Below are 13,033 nucleotides of genomic sequence, written 5' to 3'. Positions count from 1 at the left end.
TCGCTCAGTTGCGCAGCGGCTTGCCGGTGGTCAGGGTGTGGACGATGCGTTCCTGGGTCTTGGGCATCTGCGCGAGTTCCACGAAGTGCTTGCGTTCCAGATCGAGCAGCCACTGTTCGTCGACCAGCGAGCCGCGCTCGACCACGCCGCCGCAGAGGGTGTCGGCGATGCGTGAGCCGATCTCATAGTCGTGCGCCGAGATGAAGCGGCCTTCGAGCATGTTGACCAGCATCATCTTGAGGCTGGCCGTGCCGACGTCGCCGCAGACCGGAACCTGGCGCGCGGGCAGGGCCGGGCGGTAGCCCGCATCGGCGAGCGCCGCGGCTTCGCGCTTGGCGACCCAGAGCACTTCGTGAGTGTTGAACACGACCGTGTCGTTCGCGCGCAGCAGGCCCATTTCCTTGGCTTCGAGCGCGCTGGCCGAGACCTTGGCCATGGCGACCGTCTCGAAGAACGTCTTGACCGCGTTGAACGGGTCAGCCGGGTTGGCCTTCGCGCAGCGCAGCGCGATTTCCTTGAGGCCGCCGCCGGCCGGCAGCAGGCCGACGCCGGCTTCGACCAGGCCAATGTAGCTTTCGAGCGCGGCGACCGTCTTCGTGCAATGCATCTGGAACTCGCAGCCGCCGCCGAAGGCCATGCCGCGGATCGCGGCGACGGTCGGCACGAGCGAGGTCTTCAGGCGCATGCTGGTCGCCTGGAAGTTCGCGATCATCGCGTCGAATTCGGCGACCTTGCCGGCCTGCAACAGACCCATCGCGCCCTTGAGGTCGGCGCCGGCCGAGAACGGTTCGCGGCTCTGCCAGATCACGAGGCCCTTGAAGCGCTGCTCGGCTTCGTCGACTGCGCGCTGCAGGCCGTCGAGCACGGCGTCGTTGACCGTGTTCATCTTGGTCTTGAACGAGACGATGCCGACGTCGTCGCCGAGGTGCCACAGGCGCAGACCGTCGTTCTCGAACACGGTCGTGCCCGGGTCGAATTTCTCGCCGAGGATCGGATCGGGGAAGTGCTGGCGCTGATAGACCGGGTGAGCCGAACGCGGCAACGCCTTGTTCTGGTTCGCCGAATACGAGCCATCCTTGCCGTGCACGCCGGCGCGGCCGTCGGTGACCCAGGCCGGCAGCGGCGCGCTGCTCATGGCCTTGCCGGCCGCGATGTCCTCGGCGATCCAGCCGGCGACCTGCTGCCAGCCGGCAGCCTGCCAGGTCTCGAACGGACCGAGCTGCCAGCCGTAGCCCCAGCGGATCGCGAAGTCGACGTCGCGCGCGGTGTCGGCGATGTCGGCGAGGTGATAGGCGGTGTAGTGGAACAGGTCGCGGAACACGGCCCAGAGGAACTGCGCCTGCGGATCGCCCGACGCACGCAGCTTCGCGAATTTCTCGCTCGGGTCCTTGATCGCGAGGATCGCGGCGACCTCGTCGGAGGCCTTCTGATCGGCCGCGCGATAGTCCTGCTTGGCCAACTCTAGAACGACTATGTCCTTGCCGACCTTGCGGAACACGCCGGCGCCGGTCTTCTGGCCCAGCGCACCCTTTTCGATCAAGGCCTTGAGCCAGAGCGGCGCCTGGAAGAACGAGTGCCAGGGGTCGTTCGGCAGCGTGTCGGCCATGGTCTTGATGACGTGCGCCATCGTGTCGAGGCCGACCACGTCCGCGGTGCGGTAGGTCGCGCTCTTCGGACGGCCGATCGCCGGACCGGTCAGCGCGTCGACCGCGTCGAAGCCGAGGCCGAACTGCTGCGTGTGATGCATCGTGGCGAGGATCGAGAACACGCCGATGCGGTTGCCGATGAAGTTCGGCGTGTCCTTGGCGTAGACCACACCCTTGCCGACCGTCGTGATCAGGAAGGCTTCGAGGCCGGCCAGGATCTCCGCGTCGGTGTTGCGGCTCGGGATCAGCTCGACGAGGTGCATGTAGCGCGGCGGGTTGAAGAAGTGCACGCCGCAGAAGCGATGGCGCAGGTTCTCCGGCAACGCTTCGGCCAGCGTGTTGATCGACAGGCCCGAGGTGTTGCTCGCAACCACAGATGATTCCGGCAGATACGGCGCAATCTTCTTGTAAAGGTCGAGCTTCCAGTCGGTGCGTTCGGCAATCGCCTCGATGACGAGGTCGCAGCCGCGCAGCAGCTCGAGGTGTTCGTCGTAGTTGGCCGGCACGATCGCAGCCTGGCGCGACTTGTCGGCGAGCGGCGCCGGCGAGAGCTTGGCGAGGTTCTGGATCGCCTTGATCGCAATGCCGCTCTTGTCGCCTTCCTTGGCGGGCAGGTCGAACAGCACGGTTTCGACGTCGGCGTTGGTGAGATGCGCGGCGATCTGCGCGCCCATCACACCGGCGCCGAGTACCGCAGCCTTGCGGATACGTAGCGGTTTGAAGCTCATGGGGACCTCGTTGTGGAGGGGGAACGTAAGGACCAGCCCGGCGACTCTGCCTGCTCGCGTTGGAGCTGTTGCTCGCGTTGCAGTGCAGCAAATCGTCGGTGCGGCGCGGAGTTGCGAGTGCGGGACGAGCGGGCCGCCGTCGCGGCGGCCCCGGTTACGGCGCGCGCAGGCCGGCGGCGGCGAAGCGGATCAGATGTTCGGCCGAGCGCTCGCGATGCTGCTGTTCGGTCACGCCGGACTTGCGCTTGATCACACCGAAGTCGGCCATGGCATAGGTCAGGGCGCCGGCCACGATGTCGAGGCGCCAGTACAGCTCTTCCTTGTCCAGGTCCGGCAGGCGCTGGGCGAACGCGGCATGGAAACGCTTCATCACGTGGCCGTAGTTGTCGGACAGGAACTTGCGCAGCGCGTCGTTGTGTTCGGCATAGGCGCGGGCCAGCACGCGTACGAACGCGCCGCCGCCGCCTCGGTCGAGCGACAGGTCGAGCGCAGGGTTGATGAAGGCGCCGAGCAGTTCCTCGAGATCCGAGCCCGGCCGTTCCAGCGCTTCCTCCAGCGCCTGCAGGCGATGCGCGTTGAGTTCGTCGAGGCGGCGGCGGAACACCTCATTGATGAGATTTTCCTTCGATCCGAAGTGGTAGTTGACGGCCGCGAGATTGACGTTGGCTGCTGCCGTCACCTGACGCAGGGATGCGCCGGCGAAGCCGAGTCGGGCGAACAACTGTTCCGCGGCGCCGAGAATGCGTTCCTTGGTCGAGAAGTGCTGCGAGTTCATGTATTCCTTAGCTGTCCGGTTGCGCGGGCGGTCAGTCGGTCAAGCAGGCGCCGCAACCGGATCGTAGGTAAAACGGGCGTTTGAATGCTACGAGAGCAATCGGTTCGGGGTCAAACGCGTGCGTCGGGCTACATCCGGGCCGGAAACGGAAAGAGGATGCCGCAGGGCTGCGGTCCCGGGGTGACATTCGCCGCCATTTGCCGGACGTCGCCGCTGCGCGTGCCTGCCGGTATGCATACGAAGTCGTCCGCGTCATGGCGCGGCGGGCTGCATACGCCGCGTGAATCAGCTAGAATTCAGAACGATTTTGCCCGCTAACCCCGCATTCCTGCGTGTGTTTGGTGTTACCATCGCGCGCGGCGTCGGGATTCGTTTCTTTCTGTCAATTCTGGAGTATTCGACATGGCGCTGGAGCGCACCCTGTCCATCATCAAGCCCGACGCCGTCGCCAAGAACGTGATCGGCGAGATCTACACCCGTTTCGAAAAGGCCGGCCTCACGATCGTCGCGTCGAAGATGAAGCACCTGTCGCGCAAGGAAGCCGAAGGCTTCTATGCGGTGCACAAGGAGCGTCCGTTCTTCAATGCGCTCGTCGAGTTCATGATCTCGGGTCCGGTCGTGATCCAGGCGCTCGAAGGCGACAACGCCGTTCTCAAGCACCGCGACCTCATGGGCGCGACCGATCCGAAGAAGGCCGACAAGGGCACCATCCGCGCCGACTTCGCCGACTCGATCGACGCCAACGCGGTACACGGTTCCGATTCGCAAGAAAATGCCGCTGTGGAAATTGCGTACTTCTTCGCATCCACCGAGCTCTGCCCGCGCTGAGGAATGATCTGGTGACAGTGGTGAAACCCAACCTGTTCGACTACGACCGCCAGGGATTGCGCGATCTGTTTGCATCGATCGGCGAGAAACCCTATCGGGCCGATCAGGTGATGAAGTGGATGTACCACCGCCACGTCACCGATTTCGCGCAGATGACCGACGTCGGCAAGGCGCTGCGCGACAAGCTCAGCGCCGCCGTCGACATCATTCCCCCCAAGACGATCTTCGAGAAGCAGTCCGCCGACGGCACGCACAAGTGGCTGCTCGGCATGGACGGCAGCAACGCGATCGAGACCGTCTTCATTCCCGAAACCTCGCGCGGCACGCTCTGCGTGTCCTCGCAGGTCGGCTGCGGGCTGAACTGCCAGTTCTGCTCGACCGCCACGCAGGGCTTCAACCGCAACCTGTCGACGGCCGAGATCATCGGCCAGGTCTGGGTGGCCGCGCGGCACCTCGGCAACGTGCCGCATCACCAGCGCAAGCTCACGAACGTCGTGATGATGGGCATGGGCGAGCCGCTGCTGAACTTCGACCATGTCGTGCGCGCCATGAGCGTCATGCGCGACGACCTCGGCTTCGGTCTGGCCAACAAGCGCGTGACGCTGTCTACCGCCGGTCTCGTGCCGATGATCGACCGGCTCAGCGAGGAGAGCGACGTCTCGCTCGCCGTGTCGCTGCACGCGCCGAACGATGAACTCCGCACCGAACTCGTGCCGCTCAACAAGAAATATCCGATCGCCGAACTCCTGGGTGCCTGCCAGCGGTACGTCGCCAAGCGTCCGCGCGCATCGATCACGTTCGAATACACGATGATGAAGGGCGTCAACGACAAGCCGGAGCATGCGCGGCAGCTCGTCAAGCTCATGCGCAGGGTGCCCTCGAAGGTGAACCTGATTCCGTTCAACCCGTTCACGGGGACGCGCTTCGAGCGGTCCGACGACGAGGTCATCCGCCAGTTCCAGAAGATCCTGCTCGACTCGCACGTGCTGACGACCGTGCGGCGGACGCGCGGCGACGACATCGACGCGGCCTGCGGTCAGCTCAAGGGCCAGGTGCTCGATCGCACGCGCCGCCAGGCCGAATTCCGCCGCAAGCTCGAGGGGCAGGCCGATGCGGCTTAAGTTCGCGCTGGCGCTGCTGCTGATCCTCGGCCTCGGCGCCTGCGCAAGCGCCGCGCCGCGCTCGAAGGCGAGCGAGAAGGCGCGCAGCGCGGCCGAGGTCCACGTCGCGCTCGGCCAGCGCTACATGCAGCAGGGGAAGCTCGAACTCGCGTTCGAGAAACTCGAGAAAGCGCTGAAGTTCGATGCGTCCTACGTCGATGCGCATACCGTCATCGCGGTGCTCTACGAGCGCATCAACGACCAGCGCAAGGCCGCCGAGCACTACCGCCGCGCGGCCGAACTCGCGCCGCGCAATGGTGCGGTCAACAACAACTACGGCGCTTTCCTGTGCCGCGCCGGCAAGCTCGACGAGGCCGCGCAGCGGTTCTCCGCCGCGGTCGCCGATCCGTTCTACAAGACGCCCGATGTCGCGTTCACGAATTCGGGCACCTGCTTCCAGCAGGCCGAGAAGTTCGACCGCGCCGAGCAGGATTTCCGCAAGGCGATCGAACTCAATCCGAACAACAGCGAGGCGCTGTTCCATCTGGCCGGCGTGCTGTTCCGCAAGAGCGACTTCCTGCGCGCGCGCGCATTTCTGCAGCGTTTCGAATCGCTCGGCACGTCGAGCGCCGATGCGCTGCTGCTCGGCTTCAATATCGAAAACAGCCTCGGCAACGCGCGCGAAGCGAACGAATACGCGCGCCGCCTGCGCAACGAATTCCCGGATTCGCCGCAGCGACAGAAGCTGGAATCGAGCACTCCGTCATGAAACACAGGCAGAAACGTTCGCACTCTGGCGCCGACGTTGCGGCGGCGCCCGCGACCGACACCGTTCCGACCGAAAACAGCGACCAGCTACCCCTAGAACTCGCCTCCGCAGCGCAGACGATGACCAGCCCACACGACGACAATTTCTCTGCAGCGGCCACGGAAAGCGCCGACGACATGCGCACGGACGTTCCCAGCAACGCCGCTTTCTCGGTCGCCGGCACCGGTCGCGAGCTGTTCGCGCTGCCGGCCGACGCGCAGCCCGAAAGCAGCCTCGGGCTGCGGCTGCGTGCCGAGCGCGAACGTCGAGGCTGGAGCATCGACGAGGTCTCGACGCGTCTGCGCCTGCCCCAGCGTGTCGTGACGACGCTCGAAAGCGACGACTTCGCGCGCATCGAGCACGACGTCTACCTGCGCGGTTATCTCGCGAGCTACACGCGCCTGCTGGGCCTGCCGATGCAGGCCGTCGACAGCCAGGTGCGCGAGCGCAACGCGACGCCGCCGGCGCTCGTCGCGACCGGGCGTATCTCGCATTCGCGCTATCTGTTCCAGCGCTACTCGGTGCCGACGGTCTATGTGATCCTGACCGGCCTCATCGTCGCGCCGGCGGTCTGGCTCGCGACGCACGGCGGGCTCGATCAGAATCTCGCCCGCGTCTCGTCGCTCGAACAGTCGCTGCCGCTCGAAACGCCGCCGGCCGCGACGACTGCCTCGACGCCGTCGCCTGAAATCGCGACGACCGTTCCGGCCGCCTCGACTGCGGCACCGGCCGCGAACAGCGATACGGCGGGCGCACCCGGACTGCCGCTGATGGCCTCGATGGTACCGGCGCTCAAGCATGAAGCCGCACCGGCAACGGAACCGGTCGCGCCGGTTCCGGGCCAGTACGAGATCGCGCTGCGGCTCAAGGATGCGAGCTGGGTCGAGCTCGTTGCCGCCGACGGCCGCCGGGTCGAGTTCGGCCTGCTCGCGGCCGGCAGCAGCAAGACCTACACGCTCGACCAGCCGGTCAGCGTGCGCCTGGGCAATTCCGCAAATGCCGAGCTGCTCGTCGACGGCAAGCCTGTCGATCTGACGCCGTATCGCCGCGCCGCGGTCGCTCACCTGAAGCTCGTCGACGGCAAGCCGGCAGCGGCAAGCCTCTCCGGCAGCGATAACTGAATCGCCAACTGAATCGCCGCGCACCGTGCGCGGCGCGCGCGCTGCGCGGCGGGCGCTTCCTGTTACTCTACGGCGCCCGCGCGCCGGCGCTGGCGGTCGCGCCGTTGCCGGAGTTTTCGGGCACCGCGCCCTTCTCGAGAAACCTGCCCGTCGCGGCAGACGCAACCTGGATTACGACATGGCTTTCGATCAGCTCGACGAACACGAACAAAGCGAACTCGTGCGCAAGTGGATCCGCGACAACGTCGCCTCGATCTTCGTAGGCATCGGCCTCGGCCTGCTGGTGATCTTCGGCTACTTCCAGTGGCAGGCGCACCAGGTGCGGCAGAACGCGATGGCCGCCAGCGAGTTCGTGAGTTTCGGCGCCGCGGTCGGCGCGAAGAACGAGCAGGGCGCGAAGACCGCGCTCGATCGTATCCAGAAGGAACATGCCGGCAGCACCTATGCCGTGATCGCCGCGATGCGCTGGGCCGAAGGTGCGCTCGTGCGCAAGGACCTCGCCGGTGCCGAGCAGTCGCTGCAGTGGGCTTACGACAACGCCAAGAACGATGCGGTCAAGAGCCTCGCCGGACAGAACCTCGCCCGCCTGAAGCTCGGCACCGACAAGGCGGCCGAAGCGCTGACCCTGCTCAACGCGGTGCCGGTCGCCGGTTATGCCTCCTCGATCGCCGAACTGCGCGGCGACATCCTGCTCGCTCAGGGCAATCGCGACGAAGCGCGCAGCGCCTATCAGGCCGCGCTCGACGCGCTCGATGCGACGGCGCCGAATCGCCAGTCGCTGGAAATGAAGCGCGACGACCTCGGCACCGCGACCGCCGTGACGGCCCCGCCGGCCGCAACCCCGGCCGCCGCGCCGGCCGCGGAGAAGCAGAACTCATGAAGAAGTCGGTCTACCTGCTCGGCGGTCTCGCCGCGCTTGCGTCGCTCGGCGGCTGCGGCTGGTTCAAGGGCAATTCGACGAAGCGCGAGAACATCGCGCAGCCCAAGCCGCTCGTCGAACTCTCGCCGACGCTCGCCGTCACCGAAGTCTGGAACCGCAGCATCGGCAAGGGCGCAGACCGCTCCGGCGTTCGCGTCACGCCGGCGCAGCGCGACGGCAAGCTCTACACCGCCGGCGTCGACGGCGAGGTCACCGCGATCGATGCGGCCAGCGGCAAGGTGCTCTGGAACCGTGATCTGAAATTGAAGCTCGCCGGCGGTCCCGGCGTCGGCGACGGCATGATCGTCGTCGGCGGCATGGACGGCGACGTGGTCGCGCTCGACGCGGCCGGCGGCGCGGAACGCTGGCGCGTGCACGTCGCGGCCGAAGTCGTCAGTGCGCCGGCCGTCGATGCGAGCCTCGTCTATGTGCGCACGAACGACGGCCGCGTCTACGCGTTCGACGCGACTGACGGCAAGCAGCGCTGGGTCAACGACCGCGGCACCGTGCCGCTGCTGTCGCTGCGCGGCAATGCGAGTCCGCGCGTCGCCGGCGATCTCGTCGTCAACGCGACCGATGCCGGCAAGGTCATGGCGCTGCGCGCGAGCGACGGCGCACCGGCCTGGGAACAGAGTCTGGCGACGGCCGAAGGCCGTACCGAAGTCGAACGTCTGACCGACGTCGACGGCGATCTCAAGATCGACAGCGACGTGATCTATGCCGCGGCCTACCACGGCCAGGTCGTCGCGCTGAGTCTCGGCAGCGGCCGTCCGCTCTGGAACCGCACGCTGTCGAGCTATACCAACATCGACGTGTCCGCGAGCCAGGTCTACGCGGTCGACGACCAGTCGCAGGTCTGGGCGCTCGACCGCACGAGCGGCGCGTCGATGTGGAAGCAGGACGCGTTGCTGAACCGCTGGCTCAGCGGTCCGGCAGTGCAGGGCGAGTACGTCGTCGTCGGCGACGTCGAAGGCTACGTGCACTGGCTCGCGATTGCCGACGGCAAGGAAGCGGCGCGCGAACGTCTGTCCAAGCATGCCATCCGCGCGACGCCGGTCGTCGTCGGCGACACGGTCTATGTCGTCGACATCAACGGCGAACTCGGCGCCTACCGCGCACAGCTGTAAACCCGGCCGCCGGCGTCGCGACAGCGGCGCCGGCGGTCTCTCGTTGCATGGCCGCGCTCGCGCGGCACCACGAAAACCTGCCTCGGGACCGCTGCATCGCAGTCGTCCGGCGGGATCGCGGGATCGGGCAGCAGGCCGATCGCCGCGCCGCGCATCGATGCGCATTCAGTAGCGGCAGTCCGGTCCGGGCGTGTACCGTTCACCATCGTTTCCCGGGTGCGACTGCAGCGCCCGCATCAGCAGGTTCCGCACATGTTGCCCGTCGTCGCTCTGGTCGGTCGTCCCAATGTCGGCAAGTCGACCTTGTTCAATGTGCTCACGCGCTCGCGCGATGCGCTCGTCGCCGATCAGCCGGGCCTGACGCGCGACCGTCACTACGGCATCTGCCATCTCGGCGACCGGCCGTTCGTCGTCGTCGATACGGGCGGTCTGTCGGGCGAAGACGAAGGCATCGATGCGCTGACCGCGAAACAGGTGCAACTCGCGGTCGACGAGGCCGCCGTCGTCGTGTTCGTGACCGACGCGCGTGCCGGTCTGATGCCGCTCGACCGCGACATCCTCGGCGACCTGCGCAAACGCGGCAAACCCATCATCGTCGGCGTCAACAAGACCGACGGCCTCGACGAACTCGCGAGCCTCGCCGATTTCGCCTCGCTCGGCATCAGCGCGCAGGTGCCGCTGGCCGCCTCGCACGGCCGCGGCGTCGACGGGCTGCTCGACGCGATCGAGCCGCATCTGCCGGCCGATGAAGAAGGCGCGGCACCGGCGGCCGAACCCGAGCACGGCGTCCGCGTCGCGATCGTCGGCCGCCCCAACGTCGGCAAGTCCACGCTCGTGAATCGCCTGCTCGGCGAAGACCGCGTCGTCGTGTCCGACATCGCCGGCACTACGCGCGATTCGATCCGCGTGCCGATCGTTCGCGACGGCAAGAAGTACACCCTCATCGATACCGCCGGCGTGCGCCGGCGCGCGCGCGTCGAGGAAGCGATCGAGAAGTTCAGCGTCATCAAGACGCTGCAGTCGATCGCCGCGGCGCAGGTCGTCGTGCTGCTGCTCGATGCGAGCGAGGGCGTGTCCGAGCAGGACGCCACGCTGATCGGCCACGTGCTCAACGAAGCGCGCGCGCTCGTCGTCGTCGCGAACAAATGGGACAACCTCACGACGTATCAGCGCGAACAGTGCGAGAAGTCGCTGGAACGCCGGCTCGATTTCGTCGCCTGGGCCGAGCGCGTGTTCATCTCGGCCAAGCACGGCTCGGGCCTGCGCGAACTCATGAAGGCGATCGACCGCGCGCACGCGTCGGCGACGAAGCAGTTCACGTCGTCGGAACTCAACAAGGCCGTCGAGACGGCGTACGCGTCGTACCAGCCGCCGCTCGTGCGCGGTCACGCGCCGAAGCTGCGCTACGCGCACCCGGGCGGCACGAACCCGCCGACCATCGTGATCCACGGCTCGCGCACCAAGCATCTGCACGAGAGCTACCGGCGCTATCTCGAAAACTTCTTCCGCAAGCGCTTCAAGCTCGTCGGCACGCCGCTGCGGCTCGAATTCCGCGACGGCGAGAATCCGTTCGCCGGGCGCAAGAACGAACTCACCGAAGGCCAGCAGCGCAAGCGCTCGCGCATGATCCGCAACGCGAAGAAGCGCTGACCGGATCGTGACCGCGCCGGCGCGCAGCGAGACCGTCGCGGCCGCGGTGCTGGCCGGCGGGCGCGCGCAGCGGCTCGGCGGCATCGACAAGGGCCTCGCGCCCTGGCACGGCCGGCCGCTGATCGCACACGTCGTCGACCTGCTGCGCTCGGATTTCGACAGCGTGCTCATCATCGCCAATCGCCATCACGACCTCTATCGCGCCTATGGACGCGTGCGCGCCGATGCGCGCGAGGGCTATCGCGGCCCGCTCGAAGGCATCGCGACTGCGCTGCGCGAGACCTCGGCCGACTGGCTGTTCGTCGTGCCGGTCGACAGCCCGTGCTTTGGCGCGGACCTGTTCGCGCGTCTGTGGCGCGGACGCGGCGACGCGACTGTCGTCGTCGCGCACGACGGCGCGCGTCGCCAGCCGCTGTTTGCGCTGTATCGGCGCGCACGGCTTGAATTGCCCGAGGATGCCGCCGATATGCCGGTGTGGTGCTGGCAGGATACCCACGCGCTGCGCGAGGTCGATTTCGGCGACAGTCCGGAACGCTTCGCGAACCTCAACACGGCGGAGGACTTTCTCGATGCACGCAGCTGAACCGACCGCGGCGCCGGTGCCGGACCTGCTGACCGTCGCTCAGGCGCGCGATCGCGTGATCGCGCGTGCGCGCTTGCGCGCGATCGGCACCGAACGCATCGCGCTCGACGCCGCGGCGGGCCGCGCGCTCGCCGCGCCGGTGACGGTGCCGATCGATGTGCCGGGATTCGCGAACTCGGCGATGGACGGTTTCGCGCTGCGCGGCGACGACCTGCCGCGCAGCGGCGAGCGGTGTTTTCGCCTCGTGGCGACGCGCCTTGCGGGCGACGGCCGGATTGCCACCGTCGGTGCCGGCGAATGCGTGCGCATCACGACCGGCGCGCCGTTGCCGCAGGGCGCCGATACCGTCGTCATCAAGGAAAACGTCCGCGTCGACGGTGACGAGGTCGTCGTCGCGGCCGGCGAGCACGCCGGCGCCAACGTGCGCGCGGCGGGCGAGGACTTCGCGCGCGGCGAGACCGTATTCGGCGCAGGGCAGCGCCTGACGCCGGCGCAGCTCGGCGCGCTGGCTTCGTTCGGCAGCGTCGACGTCGAGGTACGCCGTGCACCGCGTGCGGTGCTGCTGACGACGGGCGACGAGATCGTCGCGCCGGGCGAAGTGCTCGGTTTCGGCCAGCTCTACAACTCGAACCGCTACAGCCTCGTGGCGATGCTGCGCGACGCCGGTGCCGCGCTGCTGCGTCACGAGCATGTGCGCGACGATCCGGCGGCCCTGCGCGACGCACTGTGCCGGGCTGCAGCCGATGCGGATCTCGTCGTCAGTTCCGGCGGCGTGTCCGCGGGCGAGGCGGACTTCCTGCCGCGCCTGCTGGCGGAAGTCGGTATCGTGGATTTCTGGAAAGTGCGCATGAAGCCCGGCATGCCGCTGCTGTTCGGCGCGATCGGCGATGCGCTCGTGTTCTCGCTGCCCGGCAATCCGGTGTCCACGCTCGCGACGTTCCAGGTGATCCTGCGGCCGGCGCTCGACGTCTGGGCCGGGCGAGATCCGGCGGAGCGGCCGCGCCGCTACGCGCGGCTCGCCGAGCCTGTGCGCAAACTGCACAAGCGCGCGGAGTTCCTGCGTGCGGCCTGCGCGTCGCGCCCCGACGGCACGCTCTGGGTCACGCCGTTTCCGCGTCAGGGATCGGGCGTGCTGCGCAGCGTCGCCGAAGCCGACTGCCTCGTCGTCGTCGACGAAGACCAACAGACGCTCGCCGCCGGCGACTGCGTCGAAATCCTGCCGCTGACCTGAGGAACGCCATGGCCGCCGCGCTGCATCGCGATCAACTGCTGGCGCAATTGCGCGAACGCGTCGCCGAAGTGAGTGCCGAGACCGCCGCGCGCGAACTCGCGGCCGGCGCCGTGCTCGTCGACGTGCGCGACGACGCCGAGCGCGCGCCGGGCACGCCGCAGGGCGCGCTCGGGATTTCGCGCGGTTTTCTCGAATTGCGCATCGGCGAACAGGTGCCTGACCGCGCGACCCGCGTGCTCGCGCTCTGCGGCAGCGGACAGCGCTCGCTGTTCGCCGCCGACACCTTGCAGCAGCTCGGCTATGCCGACGTCGCCTCGGTCGCCGGCGGCTATGCCGCGTGGCTCGCAGCCGGGCTGCCGGTGCAGCGCGGCGGGCTCGATGCCGACAGCAGCGAGCGCTATTCGCGCCATCTGCTGCTGCCCGAAGTCGGCGTCGAAGGACAGGCGCGGCTCGGCGCTGCGCGCGTCGTGCTGATCGGCGCGGGTGGGCTCGGCTCGCCGGCGGCACTGTATCTGGC

Annotated in this window: 12 protein-coding genes; 10 read left to right on the top strand and 2 right to left on the bottom strand. The window is 67.8% G+C overall.

The window, feature by feature from the left end; translation table 11 throughout:
- Nucleotides 1-4: 4 nt before the first annotated feature.
- Nucleotides 5-2,374 (bottom strand): 3-hydroxyacyl-CoA dehydrogenase/enoyl-CoA hydratase family protein, encoded by a 2,370-nt coding sequence (locus VLF18_RS16085; protein WP_325280643.1) that lies wholly within the window; start codon nucleotides 2,372-2,374, stop codon nucleotides 5-7.
- A 154-nt stretch (nucleotides 2,375-2,528) separates the two neighbouring features.
- Nucleotides 2,529-3,149, bottom strand: coding sequence for a TetR/AcrR family transcriptional regulator (locus VLF18_RS16080; protein ID WP_325280642.1), 621 nt, complete (start codon nucleotides 3,147-3,149; stop codon nucleotides 2,529-2,531).
- A gap of 402 nt (nucleotides 3,150-3,551) precedes the next feature.
- Here VLF18_RS16080 and ndk point away from each other — a divergent pair, with 402 nt between their 5' ends.
- The 10 genes from ndk to VLF18_RS16030 form a co-directional block, all read left to right on the top strand.
- A complete protein-coding gene (ndk, locus tag VLF18_RS16075) occupies nucleotides 3,552-3,977 on the top strand; it encodes a nucleoside-diphosphate kinase (protein WP_325280657.1) in 426 nt (141 codons plus the stop codon).
- A gap of 8 nt (nucleotides 3,978-3,985) precedes the next feature.
- A complete protein-coding gene (gene rlmN / locus VLF18_RS16070; RefSeq protein ID WP_414717235.1) occupies nucleotides 3,986-5,098 on the top strand; it encodes a 23S rRNA (adenine(2503)-C(2))-methyltransferase RlmN in 1,113 nt (370 codons plus the stop codon).
- Nucleotides 5,088-5,846 carry a type IV pilus biogenesis/stability protein PilW gene (pilW, locus tag VLF18_RS16065; protein ID WP_325280641.1) on the top strand — a complete coding sequence of 253 codons (759 nt, stop codon included), beginning with the start codon at nucleotides 5,088-5,090 and terminating at the stop codon, nucleotides 5,844-5,846. Before rlmN ends, pilW begins: the two co-directional genes overlap by 11 nt.
- A 119-nt stretch (nucleotides 5,847-5,965) precedes the next feature.
- Entirely contained in the window at nucleotides 5,966-7,006 is a 1,041-nt protein-coding gene (locus VLF18_RS16060) for a helix-turn-helix domain-containing protein (protein WP_325280640.1), read from the top strand.
- A 178-nt stretch (nucleotides 7,007-7,184) separates the two neighbouring features.
- The gene (locus tag VLF18_RS16055; RefSeq protein WP_325280639.1) at nucleotides 7,185-7,886 is read left to right on the top strand and encodes a YfgM family protein; all 702 of its coding nucleotides are present in this window, start codon (nucleotides 7,185-7,187) and stop codon (nucleotides 7,884-7,886) included.
- On the top strand, nucleotides 7,883-9,052 hold the full coding sequence (bamB, locus tag VLF18_RS16050; protein ID WP_325280638.1) for an outer membrane protein assembly factor BamB: 1,170 nt from the start codon (nucleotides 7,883-7,885) through the stop codon (nucleotides 9,050-9,052). The genes VLF18_RS16055 and bamB overlap by 4 nt, the downstream gene beginning before the upstream one ends.
- A gap of 252 nt (nucleotides 9,053-9,304) precedes the next feature.
- Nucleotides 9,305-10,702, top strand: a complete 1,398-nt coding sequence (der, locus tag VLF18_RS16045) for a ribosome biogenesis GTPase Der (RefSeq protein ID WP_325280637.1) — start codon at nucleotides 9,305-9,307, stop codon at nucleotides 10,700-10,702.
- Between the two features lie 7 nt (nucleotides 10,703-10,709).
- On the top strand, nucleotides 10,710-11,285 hold the full coding sequence (mobA, locus tag VLF18_RS16040; protein ID WP_325280636.1) for a molybdenum cofactor guanylyltransferase MobA: 576 nt from the start codon (nucleotides 10,710-10,712) through the stop codon (nucleotides 11,283-11,285).
- Entirely contained in the window at nucleotides 11,272-12,516 is a 1,245-nt protein-coding gene (gene glp / locus VLF18_RS16035; protein WP_325280635.1) for a gephyrin-like molybdotransferase Glp, read from the top strand. Before mobA ends, glp begins: the two co-directional genes overlap by 14 nt.
- 8 nt (nucleotides 12,517-12,524) lie before the next feature.
- Nucleotides 12,525-13,033, top strand: a 509-nt coding sequence (locus tag VLF18_RS16030) for a rhodanese-like domain-containing protein (protein WP_325280634.1), incomplete at its 3' end; no start/stop codon positions are given.

This window comes from Tahibacter sp. (assembly GCF_035481375.1).
GTDB lineage: Bacteria > Pseudomonadota > Gammaproteobacteria > Xanthomonadales > Rhodanobacteraceae > Tahibacter.
This window is presented reverse-complemented; position numbering and strand designations above follow the sequence as displayed.

Excerpts from the sequence above, each read along its gene's own strand:
- VLF18_RS16080 (WP_325280642.1), bottom strand. The coding sequence starts at position 3,149 with ATGAACTCGCAGCACTTCTCGACCAAGGAACGCATTCTCGGCGCCGCG.
- VLF18_RS16060 (WP_325280640.1), top strand. The coding sequence starts at position 5,966 with ATGACCAGCCCACACGACGACAATTTCTCTGCAGCGGCCACGGAAAGC.
- pilW (WP_325280641.1), top strand. The coding sequence starts at position 5,088 with ATGCGGCTTAAGTTCGCGCTGGCGCTGCTGCTGATCCTCGGCCTCGGC.
- der (WP_325280637.1), top strand. The coding sequence starts at position 9,305 with ATGTTGCCCGTCGTCGCTCTGGTCGGTCGTCCCAATGTCGGCAAGTCG.
- ndk (WP_325280657.1), top strand. The coding sequence starts at position 3,552 with ATGGCGCTGGAGCGCACCCTGTCCATCATCAAGCCCGACGCCGTCGCC.
- VLF18_RS16085 (WP_325280643.1), bottom strand. The coding sequence starts at position 2,374 with ATGAGCTTCAAACCGCTACGTATCCGCAAGGCTGCGGTACTCGGCGCC.
- VLF18_RS16055 (WP_325280639.1), top strand. The coding sequence starts at position 7,185 with ATGGCTTTCGATCAGCTCGACGAACACGAACAAAGCGAACTCGTGCGC.
- bamB (WP_325280638.1), top strand. The coding sequence starts at position 7,883 with ATGAAGAAGTCGGTCTACCTGCTCGGCGGTCTCGCCGCGCTTGCGTCG.
- glp (WP_325280635.1), top strand. The coding sequence starts at position 11,272 with ATGCACGCAGCTGAACCGACCGCGGCGCCGGTGCCGGACCTGCTGACC.